Below are 23,521 nucleotides of genomic sequence, written 5' to 3' on the forward strand. Positions count from 1 at the left end.
CTTGCCTCCTTTGTTCTTTATCCTAGCCGTGTAACTCTCCGAAATAGTTCTGGTAGGGCTCAAACTTTGTCAAGACCTCACTTACTTTGTGCATTCGTTCCTCTAGGTTTCCTCGCAACACGATATAGGGAATCCGCCGCTCTTTCAAATCCGCAATGATTTGCTTATGAAAAATATGCCGCTTCTGGTCCCCGCTACGGTCCCATGTATCCTCATAAGGAATATCATCGTCACACAAGAAAAATAGATCGTAGCGCTGCGCGTTTTCTAATGCGATCCGGGATAAGCACTCAGGAGCCCGGCCGTGGTAATCCAAGGCAAACATATATGTGGTAATTGCATTGGTATCGACAAAGAGATATCGGTTAGCTTCCAGCAGCGCCTGCTCCTCACGTTCGATATGGCCTAAAGCGATCTCATCGAACGCTTCTAGGCTGATTCTACGATCTTCTTGATGCTCGGTCCAGTAATCACGCCCATATTCACTCGCAAAGGTTGTGCGATACCGCCGCGCCAGCGCTTCAGTGATTGTAGATTTGCCAGTGGACATCGCTCCCACAAAAACCACTTTCGTGATTAACCCCCTATACACTACATCACTTATAAATCTGCGGTATTTATAAGGGTCGGCACGTACCATCGTGGCCGAAATCGGCACCTGCTCACGGGCTTCATCCACCCGCCGATCCACCGCGCCTAATGCGACACTCATATGCTCACCGTAAAACTCACTAGAATAAAAATGCGTCACTTGCTCGCCCTTCAGCAGCCCCAGAATATACTTCTCCTCTCGAATCTCATGCTTCCGATCGTTCGAATATCCGTCTGGACCGTCCCAAGCTTCGATTACCCGGACCATTGGATAGAGCTTGCGGATCCAGTTCGCCCGGATATGAAGCGGAATCGGAGTCACCGTCGTTTCGTAGATTACCACAATCAATTCTTCTACCTCTTGCAACGCCGTCTCGATCATGAATTGATGTCCTTTATGCAACGGGGCAAACTTCCCCAGCGTTAATCCAAGCCTCTTCATGCCGACACCTCCTTAGCCCCTTTATTCCAATTGTAATAGCCGTATGCCGCGTTAACCAGATACGCACTCCACATGACGATCATCAGCAACCCCTCGCCACTGCCTTCCAGCATCCGAATTACCCACAACAGCACCGTAAACATATTCAAAACAATATAGACCAGCCATTGTTCCTTAAATCTTCTGACCATTAAAAAAGTAGCCACAATGGATAATACCGTTGTAATAGCATCTATATAAGGCGAGTTCTGCCCTGGGATGAACGATAGCCCGATTCCCAGTAACAGGCAGCCTATTACGCAGACCGCTCCAACAAGGAAGAGTCCCTTAAGATCCATCTGTCGCATGGATAGTTTGCCGTCTTGGCGGTTGTTTTTCCACATATAGAAGCCAACGATATTCATAGGAACAAAGAATAACAAATTCAGCATGACCTCTCCAAACAAACCGTTTATATAAGCCAAGTATGCGTAACCGAAGGTATTGTACATTCCGAAAACATAACTCATCAGGTTTCCTTTCGCCGCGAGCACCACACATAGCACCCCGGTAATAAAGACTGTAAAACCGAATAAGGAATCTTTAGATATAACCGTAAACGCAATAGCAATAGAGGTAAACAAAACTAGCCAGACGATTTCAAACAGATTCCAGCCACCCCATGTTTTATCCACTTTCATCCCCTCGCTTTCATTAAGTCCCCTAACCTTCTTCAGTTAGTTGTTAGTAACATTTTGATATTAACATATTGTTAATATCAAATATAGCAAAAAGGAGAAGGAGATGCAATAAAATTTTGGAATAATTTCCCAATTAAGTCTGGCTCCAGTCCATGGTCTGAATCCTCTTCCTTAGCGTAAGCCTAATTCGAGAATCAGCTAACGGTACTTATTCTTGACAATGATTTCTGGCAAGAATATACGCTGACAAAGGAAAAAACCCGCGATTTACGCGGGTTGGTGTTCAAACATATATTTGTCATCCGGCTACTTTTTTTATCTGCCGCCGCGCTCGTATTATTGCCCACAGACCTCATCGTATAATAGACTTAAAGCAAGAATCTTATCGTTCACTTTATCTCCTCACCCTTCTGCATGCGGAAAACATGGGCGATTGGAGTCTGCCCGTTTAATTCGCCATCCGGGAGCGTGATCGAGATTCCTTCCGGTGTACGCTCAACCTGCAGCTCAGCGTCGCTTCCAACAAGCTCGATGCCTAAAACGGGCTGCTGATAAGGAATATGAACGATCTTGGCTACGGCTTCATCTGCGCTTTCATACAAGTACGTACAGTAAACGGTAGTTCCTTTCGAGGTGAACGCGCAGGAACCGGTAAAATACGGCCCGCACACACGTGTGCCGTATACCGCTTCACCGTAAACCTTCATCCATGCGCCCAACTCCTTGATACTCTTAACCGCCCCAGCCGGCAATCGTCCGTCGGGCTGAGGGCCTACGTTAAGCGCCAAATTCCCGCCTTTGGATACGACTTCCATCAGAATGCGAACGAGCTCTCTCCCCGATTTATACTGGTCATCGTATTTGAAAGCCCACTGTGTGCCGATCGTTATGCAGCTTTCCCACGGCACGTTCAGCGGACGCTCCGGAATCGTTTGCTCCGGCGTCACATAATTTTCGTAGGGCCCTCCGACTGTTCGATCCGCGGATAGCAGCCACGGCTGTTTTTGACGGGCGCGCTCGACGACCTCGCCCAACCGAATGTCCTGCTTTACCTGGTCGCTATCTTTAACCCAGCCCGCATCCAGCCACAAAATATCGATCCGGCCGTAACGTCTCATCAGCTCCATGATTTGCTCATGGGTGAAATCGACGAATTGCTCCCATAGCCACGGATATTCCTCGGGGGAGTACGAAGGCCCTCTCCACGTATGGCTGCCCCGCTCCATTCCTGGCGCCCAGTAATATGGCGACTGCCAATCCGCCTTCGAGAAATATGCGGCGATCGCAAGCCCCTTGCTGCGGAAAGCGTCAAATACATGCTTGCAAACGTCGGCATAGCGATGTGCATGAAACGGCGTTTCGGAGCCAGTAATTCGGTAATTCGTCGTATGTGTGTCCCACATGCAATATCCGTCGTGATGCTTTGTCGTAAAAATCAAATATTTGAACCCGCCTTCGGCGGCGATTTCCGCCCATAGCTCCGGCTGGAAGCGGAACGGATTGAACGTGCGGTTGAGTCCGAAATATTCGCGCTTCATCGCTTCGTAGTCGCTCGTCCAGTCGACATCTTTACGCGCCCAATCACCGTCTTCATCGCTGAGAATCCAGGACTCGGCCTCGATCTGCGAATAAGGTCCCCAATGCATCATTAGGGCCAATTTCTGATCCTTGAACCATTCCAACCTTTCCAGCGTAACTGGATTTTCCGGCTTCACCCAATTTGTCTCACTGCTGTAACCGTGGACGCCTTCTTTCAGTTCCGGCGCATCTGCTTGCTGAAGTTCCTTGATATCCATATCATTCATCCGGTTGCCTCCTTCGCTTCTCCGCGTCACATCAAAGTAAAATCATTACTTGTAAACCCCCAACATAGAAATCGGGGGTTTACCCGGCTACTGTATAACTCTATTGAGCAAAGCCGCTGCTTCAGCACGGGAAGTGATCCCGCTCGGAACAAATTTATTTGCTTCCCGGCCGTTAATGAAATGAAGGGCCGCCGCCGCTCTTACTGATTCAAGCGCCCAGGCTGCCACAGCGGATTCGTCAGTAAAGGAAGAAGCCGTTTTTCCGTTCAACTTGACGTCTTTCAAGATAACATACGCCCGCATCATCATAGTGACCATTTCTTCGCGTTTGATTCTAGCATCGGGATTGAAAGACGTTGTGCTTATTCCTTTAATAATGCCTGCTTTGACCGCCCTGGAAACAGCTCCCTCGTACCAGGCACCCTTCGATACATCCGTAAATTTCGATTCGCCTTCCGATGTCAGGTTCAACGCTTTGACAAGCATCGCCGTAAATTCGGCCCGTGTGATAGAACGCTCTGGCTCGAACATTGCCGCACTAGTACCTTCAATAAATTGCTTCGCCGCTAGCTGTTCGATCGCATCAGCCGCCCAGTGAGTGGACTTAACATCGGTAAATAATTTCTTGAATTCGAGCATTGCATATTTACTGAAATGGTGAATATCGGCCACCCATTCTCCGTTAATAAACGTGCTTCGCACATATTCCAACGTACCGTTGTCAGCCAAATAGTAAATGCCAGACCGTTTAGGATTTAAAGAAGGATCCGTTTTGAATCGAATCGTCATCGGTTTATCGAAGCTGTTCAAGCTTGTCACTTTACCATCTTTTCCGACAATCGATAAGCTAAAATTGATCACATTGCCGGAAATCTTAATTATTGCATGCATGGAAGACTGCCTTATCGCTAGAAGGTTATCAGCATCGGATTCAGATAAGTGAGTCATGATTAACTCTATCGTACTGTTTCGTTTATCTTCTGCGGACAATTTATCCGTCAACTGTTTAAGTAATTCAGCGGGTACTTCCAACGTAAATGGACCCGCTTGAATGACTAATTGATGATGTCCGAGCAGTTCAGCTGCATTGGCAGGAAGTACAATTTTCTCTTTATCCTTGGCTGCGATTGTCACGACTCCGTTGGAGGCTGTAGAAGTAAGATCTTCCGTTTTCACTACAAGGATATGAGCATCGGTATTTCCATTGACTGTACCACCGGTAGATGGAATACTACTGTTCCCACCACTCGTCGGTGGTTTACTGTTCTCGACACCTGTCTCCTTTTGCTTAAACGTAACATTGATCGTATGGTCGGCAGTTATGTTTGCGACCGTATATACACTTCCAGTCACCGACACAGCAGTACCGTCTAACAACACCTTATCAATTTCGTATCCATTGTTCGGATTGAATGTAAAGGTTTGATCTTCACCTTCATTGACTACAACGGCGCCGTTCGGACTGATCGTTCCGTTTTCCCCGGCACTCGCCGTGATCGTATTACTCTTCTCGCCACCTGTCTCCTTTTGCTTAAACGTAACATTGATCGTATGGTCGGCGGTTATGTTAGTAACCGTATACACGCTTCCGGTCACCGTCACAGCGGTACCGTCTAACAGAACCTCGTCGACTTCGTATCCATTGTCCGGATTAAATGTAAAGGCTTGATCATGACCCTCATTGACTACAACGGCGCCGTTCGGACTGATCGTTCCGTTTTCCCCTGCGCTAGCCGTGATCGTGTTACTGTTCTCGCCAATTTCTCCGTTCTCCGCGAGATTATAGAGCTCAAGCTCATACATAGCGTACATGCCCCATGTCATATAGTTCGCATCATTGATCTGTATTCTCAGTTTTAGAGCATCTCGTACTTCAGGAATACTAGCAAAGGTGTGCTCCATAACGCCGTCATCTTTGCTGCTTTTCCATTGGATCGGTACCCCCTGCGCTATGGTTTCAAAGTTTATTCCGTCTGTAGAAGCCTGAACATCGATATTGGAAATACCCTGGATTAATCCAGATGTCGTAGCCATGACGATGGTGTTAAAGGTTTGCTTTTGATCCCAAGTAAGATTAATTTCATGCGGAAACGGATGTTCGTTATTATAGCCTCGCGAACTTGCGAACATGGTATAAATAATACCGTCAACCATTTTCTTGGCACTATAGTCCTCGCCTTCACGTTCTGCCGTTGCTGTAATCTCAGAATAACTTCTGGCAATATTGGTACCTAGCCCATCCTCATTTCCTTTGAGAAAATTCAACGTGTAGAGCTTTGTAGTCGTCCCGTCGCTTGCGGTAGACCTGATATGAATCACACTTTTTCCGAATGGAATGTCAAAAGTCTGCGCTGTGTTATTGGCGACAGTCTTTCCGTTGACCTGCAAGGTACCCGCTCCGTCCGAAAGCGTTGGCGTAATCGTGATGGTGCTTACATCATTAGGAATCATTACAGGGTAGGTCGTCGTGCTATTGTCAAACTTAAAAGAAGGAACATTAGGGATTATTAAATTACTCAGCGTTCCGTCTGCTATAGGGTTAATCTCTCCGTTATCTGGAAGATTATAAAGCTCAAGTTCATATAAAGCATATATTCCCCAATACGTATTGTTGGCGTCATTGACCCGTATCCTCAGCTTCAGCGCGTCATTAACTGCAGGGATATTAGCATACGTGTATTCCATCTTGTTGTCGTCTGTGCTGCTATGCCATTGAATCGGTACCCTCTTTGCAATGGTGGTCCAATTCGTTCCATCTGAAGTAGCCTCAACATCAATATCCGTTATCCCCTGTAATAACCCTGATGGCGTAGCCATAACCATCGTATTAAAGGTCTTCTGTTGATTCCAAGTAAGATTGATCTCATGTGGGAACGGTACGATGCTCGTATACCCGCTAATACTCGCAAACATGGAACCGTAGCTGCCGTCAACCATATTTGAAACACCATAGCCGGTACTGTCTTCCCTGGCAGCTGTTGCTGTAATAGCTGAATAACTTCTCGCAATATTGGTGGTCGGTTGATTTACATTGCCTTTGAGAAAGTTCAACGTATAAAGTCTCGTGGTTTCCCCATCACTTGCGGTAGAGCGAATAAGGATCTTACTTTTGCCTGTAGGGATGTTGAATGTAAGCCTCTCACCGCTGCCGTAACGTTTCCCGTTGATATCTAGGGTGCCATTTGCATCCGCAAGCGTTGGCGTAATCGTGATCACGTCTACATCGTTCGGAATAATGGCCTGGTAATTAATATTGTTTTTATTAAAAAGAACCGAAGGCGCGTTAGTCAGGTCCAAACTTTGCAGCGTTCCGTCATAGAGCTCCTGTCCTTCATACATGCTTACTCTGAAGCCGTCAACGAATAGGTTTTTGTTCTCCAGATTCACTACCTTGATCGTATGCTTGCCTGCTGACAAGTTATGATTGCTGTATACCGATATCGAATCGAGTTGAACTTTTTCATATAGGTCTATAATCACTGGCGCGGAATCGTCGATGGATACGGAAATTTTACCAGAGCCTTCATTTTTCTCCGCGATAAGATCGATACCAGCCCCTGTAAAAGTATAGGTCAATTCATCATCCGCTTTTAACGTGCCTTGAACGCCTCCCATATAAGCGTATTTCCGGCTTTTTGCAAACCATTCACCATCAAAAGTGATCTCACCGGTCGCGTTATCGGTCATGTAAGTCATAGGTACATCCTGCCCATCGTAGGGACTAGTTGGCACAGGAATTTCACCCAATGTTTCTCCGGCCGCCGCTTTAACCAGATAATCATGAAGCTTGCTGATATATTCATTATCCAGGGTATATTTTCTCGGATCAGATGGGTTAACAGCGCTATCTACTATACGTTTTGCAAGCCCAGGATTGGTTTGCTTGAGTTGGTGCATCAGTTCGTATTCCTCAAGTCCGTCTCTTTGGGCCTCGTAACGCAGTGAGCTCTTAACCGTCATATGTTCCTTGTCTGGATATACGATCGTAGAATCTCCATAATGAGGGACATACCATACGTTCCATCCCCAATGTAAGTGTCCTTGTACACCTTCTTGACTAAGATTCCAGAATAACAGTCTGCCAGTCAATATGGGCTGCGTCCAGAATCTGTTCAACCACGGAGCCGGATTCGCATCGCAAGTATACACCCATAAGTCTTTACCTGCCGCCTGCTCCGCTTTATAGAGACTTTTCTTGTCCTCGAAAACTGGGGTTAACGGGACCCACACATCCACATAAGGTTTGATGGTATCGTTCATTAGAGTACCGGCCGCATCAGCATCCAAAGTCTTGAAATCCGGAACGACCTCTTTTATTTTTCTAGCGATATAGGTCATATAGTTTGTAATGCTCGAACCGTTAGGTTCGTCCTTAGTATGCTGATACCAAGTAATACCATTAAGCCAACCTTTTTCCTTTAAATGATCGTGCAATGCTGTCAAGTAGTTCGTAAGATAAGCGTCTGTAACAGGTAGTGAATCGAATTCAGGTACCGACGTTTTCCACGGATCTTGTGGATTATTATTGTTTGGTCTCTCACTTTGTGGCATTTGTTCTAACGCATGGATCAAGTGTATGTTCGCAAAATGAGTAATTCCTCTATCCATAAAGGTTTGAACATATCGATCGAACAAAGACCAATCGATATTCTCCGGTATCCCGTCTTTAAAAGACACCATCTTGGTACCCTTTTCGTTTAATAATAAGTCTGTACGAACCCAAATCATGTTCTGGCGATAGTCGGTCATAGTTTTGGCGAAATTATCCATAAGGTCAAACCACTCATCGCTATACGTATCTACTCCATAATAGTTCTCGCCAACGTCATAACTAGATTGCGTTAAAGGATCATCTACAATCTCAGGTGGATTACCTCCAATCATAAAACCATTCGTCATCGACCATTGATAATTAACGAAATTAGCCTCAGAGGTTGGAGGGATTGCAGCGTTAGCAACTTCAACGTTAATAGGTACTTGATAATCGCCCAACGTCGTTTTCATCGTAACTATACCGGAATAGAGGCCCGGAACAGCATCGGCAGGGACATAATTCGTTATTAAGATGGGCTGAGTTGAATTTGCCGCCACATGTATAGAGGTATCGTTCGAAAGCGGATCGGGAATCTCCGATAAGGGGTAGATTTGCGTGCCTACTAAATCCGGTCGATATTGATTGGGCTGCACGGTATCCTCAAGCACGTATTCTTCAAAATGATAGCTTAAGTTGCTGTTTGAGATCGTATTTCCAGGAGATACAAGATCGGAAAATTCAATTCCTGTAATCTTAAAATCGCTTGCACCTCTTACAGCAATTTGCTCACTTTCGTATTCGTTTTTGGCTGAAACAAGATCAATGCTGTTGTCAGGATTTGCAGGGATCGTGCTGGTCCTATATACGGACTTCAATGCATTAACCACCCACACATCCAGGTTGCTGCTGTCAGCATGGACACTAGGCGCATTGCCCTGGAAAAATGTACTTACTAGAATCATGAAACAGATCATTATATACATTGCCCGTTTGAACATAGATCAACCATCCTTTCATACTTTAATTAATGTTAGAACACAATTAAAGCGCTCACATTATGCATTATAATCTCAATTGAATTCTTGCTAAATAAGAGTATTTTTTGAAATCTAACAGATTTCGATTGTAAACAAAAAAAAGGGCCATGCTTTTATGAGCATTGGCCATTATGCGATCATGAATCTTCTTCTCTTATGTGACGATACTGCGGTATGCGTACGATAACGGAAGTGCCAATTCCAGGTTGACTATGAATATTGATCCCGTACTCAGATCCAAATAAGAGCTGTAATCTTTCTTGCACATTCTTAATGCCATAGCCGGAACTTTCTTGTTCAAGAATACGCGCGATCATATACGGCTCCATACCGACGCCATTATCCTCCACGACAAAAACAATATCCTCACCGTCGAGACTTGCCCGCAGGATGAGTTTACCTCGCCCCTCCCGCTTCAGATCGATGCCATGCATAATCGCATTTTCAACAATCGGCTGTAAAATCAAATGAATCATTTCAAATTGAAATACCTTGTCGTCGGCATCAAATTCTACGTCAAATCTTGAATTGTGCATAGCTAATTGAATATGTATGTATGCTTGAACGTTGGTCCATTCATCTTGAATCGCAATAATCTGCTTCCCTTTATTTAAAGTCGTTCTGTAATAACTAGAAAGGTTATTTACCAAGTCACTAATTTCTTGAGCATCGATTCGCAGCGCTTTGGAATTAATTAAAGATAAAGAATTATATAGAAAGTGGGGATTGATCTGAGCTTGCAGTGCTTTGAGTTCAGCTGACTTTTGCGTGACTTTTGTTTGATATACTTCCGAAATGAGTTGATTAATTTGTTTAAGCATAGAACCGAATCGATCGGTAAGCTGCCCGATTTCATCTTTGGAATTCGTGGATACAACAACCGTAAGATCACCATCTTCCACCATCTTCATTTTGGTATTTAATTTCTCGATTCCTCTTAACAGCGTCTCTGAGAACAAGAAGATTATGATACTGAGGAAAACCATACAGATGAGTACAATGATACCCGTGGCGCTTAAAATATTGCGAATGCCTGTATTGTATTGATCATCGGAAACCAAATAATGCAGGACCCAATCGGTTTGCGGAATATCTTTGTTTATAACAAGGTAGGATTCGCCACCTAAGCTTGCTTTTGAAGTACCACTCCTTGAAAGGGATTGAAGCTGAACATCATCCATCTGCGGGGCATGCTCTGTTAACACCGGCTGATTCTTTTGATCGGTAATAATGATGCCCCTACCTTCATTCATCTTGCCAATGAAATCACCGAAGATTTTATTGTAATCAAACCGGACGTAAAGTTCAGCGCTCACGATTTGAAGATCGATATCGCGAATCACTCGAGTGGCAAACAATTCTCCATCCTCGAACCACCACTTCGTTGACTCGCTGCTCTTTGTCGCTTCATACCAATCCTTATCCTTAACTGCTGAAGAAGGCGTAATGAAGTTTCCTAATTCGGATTGCCGATTCTCAGAATACAACATAATCTCAGTCATATCCCCAACCATATACATTAAATTAAAAAAAATAGGTTCAATTTTATCATTCAACGTCTTAAATTGAGCGTACAAATCCTGATCTGGATTACTCATCAAATCAAGAAGCGCAGGATGAAATACAATCGATTTCATGGATACATCCTGTCTCTGAAGACGGTAACTAATTTCTAACGCCAGCTTCCTCGCCTCGTTATCCGCGCTTTGCTGAACCTGGCTTTTCAATGAAGCTTTGGAACTTTGATAGGCATACAAGCCCAGTACAATCGTTGGCAGGAAGATAACAATCACATATGAAAGCAATAATTTCTGACGCAGGCGGATATTACGAATAAATTTGAGCAGACTCATCTTCTTCCGCCACCCTCCCGATATTGAATAGGAGTCAGGCCGTTATGCTGCTTAAACATTAAATTAAAATAGGAAGTATTCGCAAATCCAACTGTACTGGCAATATCAACAACTTTAATCGTTGAATCTCGCAGTAGCTCCTTCGCTCGCTCCATACGTACAGCTGTAATATATTTGATTAGGCTTTGACCTGTACTTTTTTTAAACAGGAAACTTAAATAACTTGGCGATAAAAAGACGCGATTCGCTAAATAGTCAACCCCAATATCATTTCCGTACTCCATCTGGATGAGCATCTGTACATCTTCAATTACTTTGCGGCTTTGATCATCTGTATTTGTTTTAATTTGCAGCAAATGCTCCTGAAAAACAGATAAAATGACTTGCCTCAACTCAGCAATTGAATTGCAAAGTGCGATTCGCTCCAAACCTTCCTTTAGTAAACTGCTGCTTTTTTTGCCTTGAAGCTCTACTACTTTTTTCAATATTTCTGTAAATAAAAGTTTGGCATACATTGAACTAAAGCGCTTACTATTTCTCATACCCGCAATGAGATACTCTATTTGATGCTCGAGTGTACGATATTCATTTCGTGCAATGGAAGTATAAATCTCCTTAAGCATAAGCTCTAACGATTCGTCGTCTATCTGGTCATGAATGCTTTCGGCATCTTTGGAACAAACGATACTTCTATCCATAAAAAACCGAAAATTCATTAACTCTTCCATTTGGGTGAACTCGTTATGAAGCCCCTCTAGCTTATCTACCGGACTACCGACAATAATTAAACATCGCCGATCGAAGCTAGTCTCCAGCCATTCTTTAACCTTTTCTCCATAATTTATAAGCTCTTGCCCGTTAGCACTGTTCTTTGAAGCGGGATCAATAACGACGAGCAGGATGCTTTGGTATTCATTGATATGTAATAAAAGAATCTCATGTTTACTGGTCGATTGAAGAAATTCAAACGCTTCTGTATGATGTTGATCAAAAAAGTGACTTTGCAATCCAATCATAATTAAATACATCCGCTTATTTTCCAGATGATTTAGGCCAGCAAAAGCTGCCCGTTCCTCGTAATGGACGTCACTCTCACGACCTTGAATGAGATCAAACAGGAGCTTTTCTTTCTCATACGCCACTCCTTTATGAAAGCCCTTGATCAGCAACTCGTCCTTCTCTCTCTGAAGTCGTTCGTCATCTAGTATAGAGATTATGGATTGGAATACTTTGAGGAATTCCTTCACATCGATCGGCTTCAACATATAACTAACCGTCCCAAGTTGAATCGCTTTTTGTGCATATTCAAATTCCCCGTAAGCACTGTAAATAAGCACCTTAAGGTCCGGAATGACTATCTTTGCCTGCTTGATTAACTCTAGACCGTCCATGAAAGGCATGCGAATATCCGTGAATAATAGATCTACATGATGGCCCCTTATATATTCCAGCGCTACTTCCCCATCGTTGGCCTGAGCAACAGAAAAAGGTAGAGCATGCTTCTGAATAAGCCATTCAATCGCATCGATTTCAGCTTGTTGATCATCGACTACTAGAATATGATACATATTTTCCTCCTATCCGTTCATCGGGCGGTATTTACTCGCTTCCAGAGGATACTTACTACAAACCAAAGCATAGCACACTAGGCATTCCAATTCATACCATGTTACATTAACCACATGATTTGGTTTCTATTGTCAGATGGATTCTGTTAGATTTCGAAAAAATCTGTTATTTCGATGGAAATGGCATTTACATTACAATGAAATCTATACCGAAAAACTTATTTTCTAAATTTGGGAGGTCTTTGGATGAAGAGAACGTGGTTAGTTCCCACTACCGCTTTACTCACCTTGTCAATTCTATTTACAGGCTGCAGTTCGAACAGTACGAACAACAGTAGCGCTAAGGAAAGCGCAACACCAAATAATACAAAGACACTGGAAGAATCAAAGGCTCCAGAAGCGGTAAAGAAAGTAAAGGTCAGATTATCGTATTGGAACAAAGAAGACAGTGTAAAGGCACTTCTGCAATTATTCAAAGATAAACTTCCCGATATAGATGTGGAGTATCAGTTCATCGATAACAAGACTTACGTAGATGTCATCAAGACCCAGCTAGCAGCAGGCGAAGGTCCTGACATTATTGGTGGAGTAATCGACGCAAATACCGTCAAGACAGGATATTTCGAAGATTTAACAGAACGTTATGCTAGCAAGTATTATGAAACCGGCACGTCCACCGCGACATTTGATAATAAACTGTACGGATTGCCGCAAGCTAGTTGGTTTAACGGGGTTTACTATAATGTTGATCTATTTGCCAAATATGACCTAAAAGTACCAACAACGCTTGATGAGTATTTCCAAGTAGCTGAAGTACTTAAGAAAAATGGAATTAAACCGCAAGCAATCGGTCTAAAAAATCCTAACGTAGCAGGCCAGTCCTTCCTTGGTTTAGCACTTAATGAATTTATCGGCACAACTGAAGGAAAAAAATGGAACGATGATTTTGGTAAAGGAAACTCAAAAATGGTCGATGCCCTGGAGCCTGCTTTGACGACATGGACCGAATACTTGAAACGCGGTGTCTTCACAAAAGATATGCTTGGGCTTGAAGAAGAACAAGCGATTGACGAATTTACAAGTGGCAAGGCAGCTATGTTCCAAGCAGGACCTTGGTATATGGAAACCTTTAAGCAAAAGGCGCCTGACATGAAGATTGATATGTTCCCGAACCTGGGTACAAAAGGTGGGCCGGGTTGGATGGTCGGTGGTCCAGGGGTATCATTTGGTTTGAATGCGAAATCCAAAGTCAAGGATGCAGCGTATAAGGTGCTTGACCTGTTATCTACACCTGAAGGTCAGAATGCTTACTGGGTCGATAATAAAGGAGGTTCCTCTTTTTTGAAAGGGGTTACTTTTGAAATGCCAGCAGAGTACAACGGTGCTCAAGAAGCTTTCAAGGCGGGCAATGTCATGTACCCTGTTAATAATTGGGGCGTTGCTGGTCCTGCTTTCTCAGATCTAGGAAAAGGTATTCAAGAAATCATAGCAGGTACTAAAACGCCTCGACAAGTGCTAGAAGCGGTAGACAAAAAAGCAGTTGAACTGCTGGAGAAATCTAAATAGGTCGTATAAATTACAAGGGGCAAAGCGATTTGCTCCTTGTACATCCTATAAGCTAAAGGTTGTTGCGTATGAACAAACCAAACATTTTCAAACGAGAAATCAATTATGTTCTGCTTCTGCTTCCTGCCTTACTTATTTATTGTACCTTTTTCATATATCCGACGTTAAAGACCGCTGTATACAGCTTTACGAACTGGTCAGACGTGCATCCCGTTGTTGTCAAGTATGTTGGACTAAACAATTATATCGCTCTATTTAAAGATTCCCTCTATTTAACAGGGATTAGCAACACTTTAATCTATGCAGTACTCGCGATGCTCGGACAGAATTTGCTAGCCATTCCATTAGCGGTATTTCTCAATAAAAAATTAAAAACAAAAAATCTGCTGCGGGCTGCGTTCTTCCTTCCTGCGGTGTTCAGCGTATTGGTTATCGGTTTTCTCTGGAATTTTATGTACTCACCTTCCGACTTCGGCTTGATTAATCAACTTGTAGTTGCTCTTGGCTTCGAACGCATCAATTTTCTCGGAGATCCGCGTCTTGCGCTCTACTCAGTCATCATCGCCTCCGTATGGCAGTGGGTGGGTTACACAATGGTTATTTATTTGGCCAACTTACAGAGCATCTCAACAGATTATTATGAAGCGGCGAAGATCGACAGAGCGAACGGGTGGCAATTGTTCCGTTATATCACGCTTCCTCTACTGCTTCCAGCGATCACCTTCAATACGGTTATGGGGATGATAAACGGTATGAAGGTATTTGATATTGTTTATGCCTTGACTGGAGGTGGCCCGGGGTATTCTACTGAAACGATCGTATCACTCATGATCAAAAAAGGCCTCAGTGAAGGTTTCTATAGCTACGGAGCCGCATTCGGAATCGTCTTCGTGATCCTCGTTGGCTTCATCACCTTTCTTCACTTTACACTAATCAAAATGTGGGAGCGGCGGTAATATGAATCGATATACTAAAGGGTCTGCCGTTACTGAAATTCTCTTGATCGTCATAGCCGCGATTTTTTTGATCCCTATTTACTATTTGATTATCACGACTTTTAAAACCCCAGCTGATGCAGTCTCTAGTCCGATGGGCCTTCCAATTAATATCACATTCGACAACTACGTTCGCGCCTTTAAAGCAATGAACTACTTCCATGTGTTAGGAAATAACCTAATCATTACGATTTCCTCCGTCGCGGGTATTGTTATGTTTTCTGCGATGGCTGCTTACAGCTTGGTACGACATACGAACCGCTTTAATCGCCTCGTGTTCCTTTTATTCATGGTTGGAATGATGGTACCGTACCAAATGGGGATCTTGGCACTTTATAAACAAGTATCCCAGCTTGGACTTATGAATTCCCACACGGGTGTTATTCTTATAGAAATTTGTTACAGCCTCCCGCTCTCTATCTTTTTAATTAAAAGCTTTATCGGTTCTACCGTTCCATTTGAACTGGAAGAAGCAGCAAAAGTAGACGGCTGTGGGGTGTGGAGAACTTTCTTGCAGATTGTGTTCCCGCTGCTTATGCCGGTGATTGCCACTGTAGCGATCGTGAATACGCTGGGTGTGTGGAATGATTTCATGACGCCGCTCTTGTTCTTGCAATCCCGTTCAAAGGGTGTATTACTCTTAGAAGTGTTCCGCAATATTGGGCAATTCTCGACCGACTGGACGAATTTCTTCCCGATGATGCTCCTAGCGGTCGCACCACTCATTCTGTTCTACATTTTCATGCAAAAATATATCATTAACGGCATCACGTCCGGCTCGCTAAAGGGATAGGAGCTTAAAGATAAACCATTTGCAGCATAAATTGGTCCATGATATGTCACCGAAAGCGGATGCTTCTACTCCGCCGCTTCCGCCAACCATACTTGCATAGCCGGAGAGTCCGCCCGATTCAAACGCAGGGCGATTTCGGTATTGATCTCATCCGGCGGCATGACTTCGACAAGGACACATACTGACTCTCGCAGTTGATGCAAGGCAAACAAGCCTTCATCATCGAGCATTTTCATTGCCAGCTCCATGGCCTTCAGCCTCAAATCAAACTCTCGATTCCCTTCGTCATTCTCAAGATCCTCAATGAAAGAACGCTCGATAAATCGTTGTTTAACGTGATCGAAGTTCTCATCCCCGAAACAACAATAGGGTAAATCGGCATAGGACCATTTGATAAGTTCCGCAATCGTCGATCCCGGTGTGTCACTTTCGTCTCCTTGCCTGGTCGATTCCATCTCTAAAGCTTCCCACGACCAGGCGGAGATGCTAGGCGCATGTCCCTCGCCAGTAGTATATAGCGTACAGTAATAGTAACGTTCGCCATTTTCAAAAAGAGCGCGAAAAGACGTTCTGGCAGCATCGGCGATTTCTATCGCCAGCGTCTCTATTTCTTGTATCAGCTTCATGACAATAGCCCTCCTTTCTGTTAGTCGACCAGCCGTTCTAGAAACTCCGCAAACGTTGAAGCATACTTGTCGATCAAATCATTCATGAGATCATAACACATGATCGGAAATTCTCCCTGTTTATCTCTAGTAGACGTATCAAAAAAATAAAGCTCGTCGCAATCCGGCACGAACAAGTCCAGTCTGTGGGGAAACCGACCTACCCACCATTCCTCGGCTTTATTCAGTCTATGTATGTAAAGAAGGTCGCCGTCGTAATACTCTCTATGTTCCGGAGCTGCTATCGCTAGAATATTGCCGTCTCCCAACCGGGCATTACCGTTATGAACCAGCCACCAGCGATAAGATGGCGGCAGGCAGAATCCTAATTCCTCTTCAGCTTCAGCTACCCAGCTTTCTTGCGCACCATGGCCAGGAAACCATTTTAAAGCGGAGGTCGTTTTCAGTTTTTCTGCCAAACGCTCATACATGAGTTCGATCCCCTCTCCTTATACATGGGTTTATTGTAAGTTTTGGATGTCTCTCCAACCTTCTAAAAATGATATGGCGGCGCTTTTCCTACTACAATGTTGTCAGAATGAACGTCATTTTGCTAAAGATTGTTGTATTTCCCGGTCTGCTTTACTTTTGAAAGTTGCAAACTCCACTGAAGATAAAGAAATTGGAAGTTTTTGATTGATAAAGGAATCAAAATCGATTGCCGTCTTGAGAATACGAAGGGTGTGCAGCAAAGGCAGCTGCTCCATTCCCATCAAACGAGTCAAACCTTTACAATTCCTGATAGATAGCTCCTCCAGTGCCTTCATTTCCTGGTCAAAGCTAATTGGTTAGATGAAATTGCGCTTGCTTATGTTCAAAAAGCTTCAAAACGCTTTCAAACTCTTCCGGCCTTATGAAGAATCTAAGTTATAAAATTCAGCTGTTCTTTAATCTATCCATTTCTTTTCTCTCACCGCCACTCTTCATCATCTCTATTTAAATTTTCAAAATTCATATTTCGCAAATCGTGTTCTGAGAGTTTCTTCGTACGGGACCCACTCCCAATCACACCATAAAGACATTCCTACGAGTTCTGACAGCTCATCTACGGCTTGTACCGGACTCGTAATGCCAATGAAGCCGTCAAAATCTTCATTGCGGATATCCAACGCTTTCTGCAAGTAGTCATCATTAAGACGCTCTTCTTTGAGTTGTTCATATTCATCCCTCGTCCACTGTTCACAAAAGATTCTTTCGGCCTCAATATCTCCATTCTCGAACAACGACAACTCAAATATTTCCTCATTTATATATCCGGCGGTCATCACTGGCTCCTCGATAAGCCAGGACAGCGTTTTGCCAATCTCCTTCACCGTACCCCATACAAAATAATCGTGGAGCACGCTGATCCAGTACTCGTTGCTTTTGCTTACGTACATGACAACATTGAACTCTTGAGCCTCATTAATTGGCTTGCCTAATACTGTGGCATGCCCTTCGCTTAGCTCTCTTAATGCTTCGACAGTCTTCTCAAGGTTGTTCGACTTGATATGCAAATTTGCGAATGATCTTCCCACGAGATGGCCTCCTCTAATTGCTTTCTTATTCAGTCTGATTCTTGTTTATATCCTATAGATTGTATCTAAGTATGTCTCTTATTTCCATTATAGGCTATATAACTGCTGCAAAAAAACATACGAATGTACGGGTTTTTAAAGTACCGGAAAACCGTTCCCTCGGATTTTGTTTGAATTTTGGTGTGCAATTAGCGAAATATAGTTATATCGCTAAATTTGATGATGACGACTACTACGCTACCAACTATTTAACCTATAGTATGCAAACCCTTCATAAGAGTAAGGCGGATATCATTGGAAAACGGGCTCACTACATGTATCTAAATGACAAGAAATTACTCTTATTAAGCTACTCTTCTATGGAAAATAAACATGTAACCAATCTTCAAGGTGCGACCCTGCTCGTTAAACGTAATGTATTCCAGCAGATTTCTTTTCCAGAACGGAACCGAGGGGAATTCGTCAAGTTCTGTTCTGATTGTGCTGCACATGGCTTTAAGATTTACGTAGGAAACAAGTATAACTTCGCTGCAATCCGTAGAAAAAACTCCAAAGATCACACCTGGATCGTCAGACAAGAAGCTTTTATCCAAAAGTGTTAAAGTTATAAAAGTAAAAAACTTCAAAAAATACGTCTCGCGAAGCTGATTTAATCCTCAAAAAGCTAGAAGCTCCACTGAACACGAATTGGGATTCGGCTGAGAAAACTGTTCAGAAAATTTATGCCAAAATGGTCGTCCAACAAATTTATCAAACTAAATCTCCAGTAACTTACTTGGGCAGGCCTATATAATACAACAGAGTCCTGATCATAAAGCCGTTGCACCAACGATGGCTTTTTTGATATATCTATCTGTTGCAACACTCCCAAAGAGTGTCAACAGAATAGTAGGAAGCAGCCCGAATTACGTAATGATTCCAATCCCCTTTTTAAAAAGTTCGGCACCAAGTTATAAAAATGGGGCTTGCCATTGTTAAAACAATCATGGAGCGCCACGGAGGATCAATCGTAATCGATAACACGCTAGGTTAAAGCCGGCAGATGGCGTTGCGGTTCATCAAAGGGGAGGAATCGACCGTAAATAAAAACCAGCAAGTCTCCGGTCAAAGGAGATTTGCTGGTTTTTTGGATAAGATTGCACTACACAGCTATGATTAAGGCAACATTTTTACATATTGTCCGTACACATAGGCTTCTTTGCCGTTAAAGTTAATCTTCACCCATCCATACTTATCGGTGCTTAGTACCTCCAAGACGGTATCCTTAGGCACTGCTGTATAAATTTTTGCAGTGGATGAGGCGTTAGCCCGTACATTCAAGAAATAAGCTGTAACTTTAGCTAGTCTCTCTGCTTTATCCGCAGGTTTTTGTACAGGTAGAACTTGCTCTGGTTTAGCCTGCTCTTCAACAACTGCAGGTTCACTAGGTTTAGGTTGTTCTTTAACTACTACATCCGATGAGGTTTTTCTCGCTTGATTCAGCTTTTGATAGAAATCACCTTTGGTTTTTACGTCGGAGAACAACGCTTGGTTTACATTCGCTTTTGTAGAGAGCGCAGCGATTTCTTCTTGCGTTACCGCATCTAGAATGTTAATGGAAGCTATATTGGAATATTTACCATCTTCCGTTGTTGGAACAGATAGAATACCATCATTGATTAACTCCACAACATCTGCACGTGCTGGTGCTGTCGTATCGACACCTATCACTTTCCAATTATGATGGATTGTTGGTTCGTACACGCCTTTTTTTACATCTTTCAAATAAGCGATTGAGAGATTTCGAATGGTACCTTTATCTTCGCCATAGGCAGTAGCATCTTTAGAAGACCAGAGCTGCTTGAATGTTCTTCCTTCCAGAGCGCCACCTTTAGCTTTCAGGGCTTCCATTCGGTAGGCGTTCATTCCAAGCTTCAGCGTATCGTCTGCTTTCACGGAAATCCCACTCGCATACTTCAGGTTCTTAATTCTGCTTCCATAAGGCTCGGATAAATCAACATCATAAGATACGCCACCAAAGAAATCATTGGTACTGTATTTCGAGGCACGTCTCTTGGAATCGAAGCTGATGGTTACATCGCCTGGACGCGTCGAGTTGAAATAACCTACTGCCCATTCCATATAGTCTTTTAAATCTTTGCCTGTTACCTGGTACACCGTAACTTCACCAAGCGCGAATTGATAATTGTAAGCAATATCTTTTTTCTTAATCGGTCCAACGTCTAGTTTAGCCTTATCATTATCAATCTGGTGGGCGACGACATCGGCCTTGCTATAGTGAAGCATCACTTCGCTGAAGAAGTCCGATAACGGCGTCTCTTGGGTTTGAACAGCAGGAATGCCTTTCATTTCATTGGATGGGACAAGGTTTGTTCCCTTCAGTTCAGCAACAACGGTATTCGCGTCCGCACGTGCGAACTCGTGGAATGGCTGTAAAATGCCCTCTAGTCCAGCATCGGATTCCTCAAACGAACCGTCAGAGGATTTTACTGCCAGCGCCTTTGCTTGTTTGTCTTTCAGAACCACTTTATCGCCTTGCTTCGTGAACTTCAGGTCGATACGCGAAATATGTGATCCATATTTATTAGGTTCAGAAATGAGCACGCCGTTCACTGTTTTCGATTCAACTAGGGTGTGCATATGTCCAGCGAAAATAGCAGTCAGTTCGGGATTCGCATTCGCGATATCCGTTACACCTGTACCTGCTTTTCCATTCTCATTATCTAGTCCCATATGCATGAGACCAACAATAACATCCACCTTGCCTTTTAGCTCAGCGATAGCTTTTTTTGTTTCTTCTACAGGATCCTTCACGATAATTCCGTCTAAGTGGTCGGTTCCCTTTTCAAACTCAGTAATCATAGGTGTATTCATGCCGATAATGCCAACTTTGACCCCGGCCTTCTCAATAATGGTATAAGCCGGCATATACCGGTCACCATTTTCTTTGAATACGTTTCCAACTAAGGGTTGTCCCTTAAATTGCGAGGAGATTTTCTCTAACACATCAAGCCCAAAATTGAACTCGTGGTTTCCCATTACCCATGCGTCATAGTTCATCTCATTCATAGCTACCATCATAGGTGACTTCGGTTGATCATTAAACAACTCTGCAGAGTTATCTTGTATCATGTCTCCTGCATCAAGCAAAATCGTGTTCGGATTCTCTTCACGAACCTTTTTGACAATCGTGTACAGCTGAGTCAAGCTGCCCGTCTTGTTCGGGCCGTCAAGCGCGTAATCCCAAGGCATAAACCTTCCATGGATATCCGACGTTCCGAGCAGTGTTATGGTTGTTTCCGGTTCTGCCTCTGCGGCTTGAACTTTGTTACTAGAGAGAGGCGTGATAAGGGCCGTCACGCATAACATGAATGTGAGCAACAGTCCGACATAACGCTTTGGAGCAAATTTCTGCATGCTGTTCATTCTCCTTTTATGTAAATTTTATATAAAGATAGCATTCCATCAGCAAGTACCGACTGAATACTACCGTTATAAGACTAATCAGCATGTCAAATGAATGACCTTGGAACTCGGTTAAACTCGAACGATTTCGGCTGCGATTATAATAATTTTCACAAAAAAATTCCTAACTACGGAGAAAATACAAATCTTGTACTTTCTTCGTAATCAGGAATTTCGGTTCCTGGTAGAGACCTCCAAACCATATTATTGGAGTTATACGAAATTATATTAAATTCATTAACGTTTTAAGGATAATTAAAAAAGTTGAGATTGTCAACATAGTGCCTAACACCGATAAATCGTTTTGTTTATTGTTATCCATCTGCTATCCAGTCTTTCTTTTTAAAAGGAATAATCGTAAAATTTCTCTGCATTACTTACGCTAGACCATATATCTGCGCTTTCTCCACCTATATACCAATAAGCAATTCCGGCTAGATTGTTCTTAACGCTTAAGTCGTATTTTGCTATGAATGAACGGCCATCCTCAATCCAGATCGTGTGCTTTATGGACTGCTTCGAATAGTTGGCCACATATTGTCCTAAAGTCTCATTCCATACGGGTTTCATTCCATAGCTACTAATAATCTGATTTTGCTCCGGAAGCGAGATATACTTTGAAGATGAAACCGTACCATTCGGATTCAAAGTCCAGTCACGATTATATAAAGGCAGTGCCAATATAACCTTATGGCTGGGTACGTCCTTTAGTACAGTATCCACTGCATGTTGATCAAAAGGAATAGAAGCATTGGGCCCTGGAAGTTTACTCCCGTCATAATGTTCGTCATAACCCATCATCACCATATAGTTCACTTGCTTACCTAGTGCAGCGTAGTCAAAAGCATCTGTCCAATCTGTTCCAAGATCGGGAGAGACGTCTATCGACAGCGTCGCGTTAAGAGCATGCATTTTCTCAGCTAATAATGTAATGAACGAGGTCAAATACTCACGATCGTCAGGGGCTACATTTTCAAAATCAATGTTTAGTCCATCTAATCTATATTTGCTCACTAAAGCTACTAATTGATTTACTGCCGTATTCCTTGTGGCTGCACTCGACAACATTTGATGGGTCGCTTCTTGATCCGATCGATTGCCTACCATCGCCCATATTTTCTTATTATTCTTCTTTGCCCATGTGATCAGCGAAGCATCCGTTGAATCCGTTACTGCGCCTGTACTTCCTACATAATACCACCGTGGTGATAAGGTGTTAACGTTGGATTTCAGAACCGTATTTTCGTATTGTGCCGTCGTCTGCCCATATTGCCAGCCTATAACGATGCGATCCTCGGGCTCATCTTCAAGTTCTGCTGCCCAACTCTCATTTTGCAGCACTCGGTCCATGAGGACGGCCGTTTCCTGTCTAGTAATAGGATCAGAGGGCCGAAAATTCTTGCGATTATCTCCCTTCATTAAACCCAGATCATTTACAGTAGCAACAGCTGATCTTGCCCAGCTAGCAATTTCATTTCGATCATTGAACGAAGTTAGAGCAGAAGTATGGTTTGTTTGCTTTAAAGCTTTGGCCATCCATACAGCCGCTTCCTGCCTGGTAACTGCTTTTGCTGGCGCGAAAGTAGTTGCCGAAGTTCCGTTAGCCAGCTCAAGCTGAACAGCTGCCTGTATCCAGCCGTAATACCAAGCGCTCTTCGCTACGTCGGTATATGGAGAGACTGGACTAACTGTGGGACTTAGCTGTAGCAGACGGTCTAGAACCGTGATGAATTCCGCTCTAGTAATTGATTGAGTAGGTGAAAAGCTTGTCGCCGTTGTGCCGGTTAATATGTTGCGGTGATACAATTCTATGATTTCATTTTTAGCATAACTAGTATCTATATCCTTAAAAGGTGCCTCATCATCAGCCGATATATGTTGAATAAATACTCCAGCTACGAGCACAAAAGCAAGTGTCGTTATAGCAAGTCTAGCTAATATACTTTTCACGGGCTAGAGATTCCCCCTTGGTTATCAATCTTCGAATTATACCAAGGATAGATGCTATAA

Annotated in this window: 16 protein-coding genes and 1 riboswitch; of the genes, 4 read left to right on the forward strand and 12 right to left on the reverse strand. The window is 43.3% G+C overall.

The annotated features are described in order from the left end of the window. Positions 1-22 precede the first annotated feature (22 nt). The 6 genes from ACN6KS_RS17670 to ACN6KS_RS17695 form a co-directional block, all read right to left on the reverse strand. Positions 23-1,033 carry an AAA family ATPase gene (locus ACN6KS_RS17670; protein ID WP_341135129.1) on the reverse strand — a complete coding sequence of 337 codons (1,011 nt, stop codon included), beginning with the start codon at positions 1,031-1,033 and terminating at the stop codon, positions 23-25. After that, entirely contained in the window at positions 1,030-1,707 is a 678-nt protein-coding gene (pnuC, locus tag ACN6KS_RS17675) for a nicotinamide riboside transporter PnuC (RefSeq protein ID WP_440960168.1), read from the reverse strand. Before pnuC ends, ACN6KS_RS17670 begins: the two co-directional genes overlap by 4 nt. Positions 1,708-2,102: 395 nt before the next feature. Then, a complete protein-coding gene (locus tag ACN6KS_RS17680) occupies positions 2,103-3,509 on the reverse strand; it encodes an alpha-L-fucosidase (protein WP_440962416.1) in 1,407 nt (468 codons plus the stop codon). A 96-nt stretch (positions 3,510-3,605) separates the two neighbouring features. Next, positions 3,606-9,050 (reverse strand): glycoside hydrolase domain-containing protein, encoded by a 5,445-nt coding sequence (locus ACN6KS_RS17685; RefSeq protein ID WP_440960169.1) that lies wholly within the window; start codon positions 9,048-9,050, stop codon positions 3,606-3,608. A 176-nt stretch (positions 9,051-9,226) separates the two neighbouring features. After that, positions 9,227-10,942 (reverse strand): cache domain-containing sensor histidine kinase, encoded by a 1,716-nt coding sequence (locus tag ACN6KS_RS17690; RefSeq protein WP_094874724.1) that lies wholly within the window; start codon positions 10,940-10,942, stop codon positions 9,227-9,229. Then, positions 10,939-12,510, reverse strand: a complete 1,572-nt coding sequence (locus ACN6KS_RS17695; RefSeq protein ID WP_440960170.1) for a response regulator transcription factor — start codon at positions 12,508-12,510, stop codon at positions 10,939-10,941. Before ACN6KS_RS17695 ends, ACN6KS_RS17690 begins: the two co-directional genes overlap by 4 nt. A 246-nt stretch (positions 12,511-12,756) precedes the next feature. Here ACN6KS_RS17695 and ACN6KS_RS17700 point away from each other — a divergent pair, with 246 nt between their 5' ends. The 3 genes from ACN6KS_RS17700 (at position 12,757) to ACN6KS_RS17710 (ending at position 15,864) form a co-directional block, all read left to right on the forward strand. Next, positions 12,757-14,076, forward strand: a complete 1,320-nt coding sequence (locus ACN6KS_RS17700) for an ABC transporter substrate-binding protein (protein WP_440960171.1) — start codon at positions 12,757-12,759, stop codon at positions 14,074-14,076. A gap of 68 nt (positions 14,077-14,144) precedes the next feature. After that, a complete protein-coding gene (locus ACN6KS_RS17705; protein ID WP_076286224.1) occupies positions 14,145-15,032 on the forward strand; it encodes a carbohydrate ABC transporter permease in 888 nt (295 codons plus the stop codon). A gap of 1 nt (position 15,033) precedes the next feature. Then, positions 15,034-15,864 (forward strand): carbohydrate ABC transporter permease, encoded by an 831-nt coding sequence (locus ACN6KS_RS17710; RefSeq protein ID WP_440960172.1) that lies wholly within the window; start codon positions 15,034-15,036, stop codon positions 15,862-15,864. A 65-nt stretch (positions 15,865-15,929) separates the two neighbouring features. Here the strand turns inward: ACN6KS_RS17710 and ACN6KS_RS17715 are convergent, their stop codons facing one another. From ACN6KS_RS17715 to ACN6KS_RS17730, 4 genes are all read right to left on the reverse strand, one after another. Continuing rightward, positions 15,930-16,490: a DUF4303 domain-containing protein gene (locus ACN6KS_RS17715; RefSeq protein ID WP_440960173.1), complete on the reverse strand. Its 561-nt coding sequence runs from the start codon at positions 16,488-16,490 to the stop codon at positions 15,930-15,932. A gap of 20 nt (positions 16,491-16,510) precedes the next feature. Then, positions 16,511-16,960, reverse strand: coding sequence for an SMI1/KNR4 family protein (locus ACN6KS_RS17720; RefSeq protein ID WP_440960174.1), 450 nt, complete (start codon positions 16,958-16,960; stop codon positions 16,511-16,513). Positions 16,961-17,074: 114 nt separating this feature from the next. After that, a complete protein-coding gene (locus ACN6KS_RS17725) occupies positions 17,075-17,254 on the reverse strand; it encodes a hypothetical protein (RefSeq protein ID WP_440960175.1) in 180 nt (59 codons plus the stop codon). 219 nt (positions 17,255-17,473) lie between these two features. After that, on the reverse strand, positions 17,474-18,046 hold the full coding sequence (locus tag ACN6KS_RS17730) for a hypothetical protein (protein ID WP_440960176.1): 573 nt from the start codon (positions 18,044-18,046) through the stop codon (positions 17,474-17,476). 71 nt (positions 18,047-18,117) lie between these two features. Between ACN6KS_RS17730 and ACN6KS_RS17735 the strand changes: the two genes are divergently transcribed. After that, positions 18,118-18,648 carry a glycosyltransferase family 2 protein gene (locus ACN6KS_RS17735; protein WP_440960177.1) on the forward strand — a complete coding sequence of 177 codons (531 nt, stop codon included), beginning with the start codon at positions 18,118-18,120 and terminating at the stop codon, positions 18,646-18,648. Positions 18,649-19,201: 553 nt separating this feature from the next. Here the strand turns inward: ACN6KS_RS17735 and ACN6KS_RS17740 are convergent. Together ACN6KS_RS17740 and ACN6KS_RS17745 are read right to left on the reverse strand one after the other, a co-directional pair. Beyond that, complete coding sequence (locus tag ACN6KS_RS17740; RefSeq protein WP_440960178.1) at positions 19,202-21,463, reverse strand: 5'-nucleotidase C-terminal domain-containing protein; 2,262 nt, start codon at positions 21,461-21,463, stop codon at positions 19,202-19,204. A 190-nt stretch (positions 21,464-21,653) separates the two neighbouring features. Continuing rightward, a riboswitch (purine riboswitch) is annotated at positions 21,654-21,752 on the reverse strand. Positions 21,753-21,853: 101 nt separating this feature from the next. Further along, entirely contained in the window at positions 21,854-23,461 is a 1,608-nt protein-coding gene (locus tag ACN6KS_RS17745; protein ID WP_440960179.1) for an S-layer homology domain-containing protein, read from the reverse strand. Positions 23,462-23,521: the final 60 nt, after the last annotated feature.

Origin of the sequence: Paenibacillus nitricinens (assembly GCF_052056485.1) — a bacterium.
GTDB lineage: Bacteria > Bacillota > Bacilli > Paenibacillales > Paenibacillaceae > Paenibacillus_AQ > Paenibacillus_AQ nitricinens.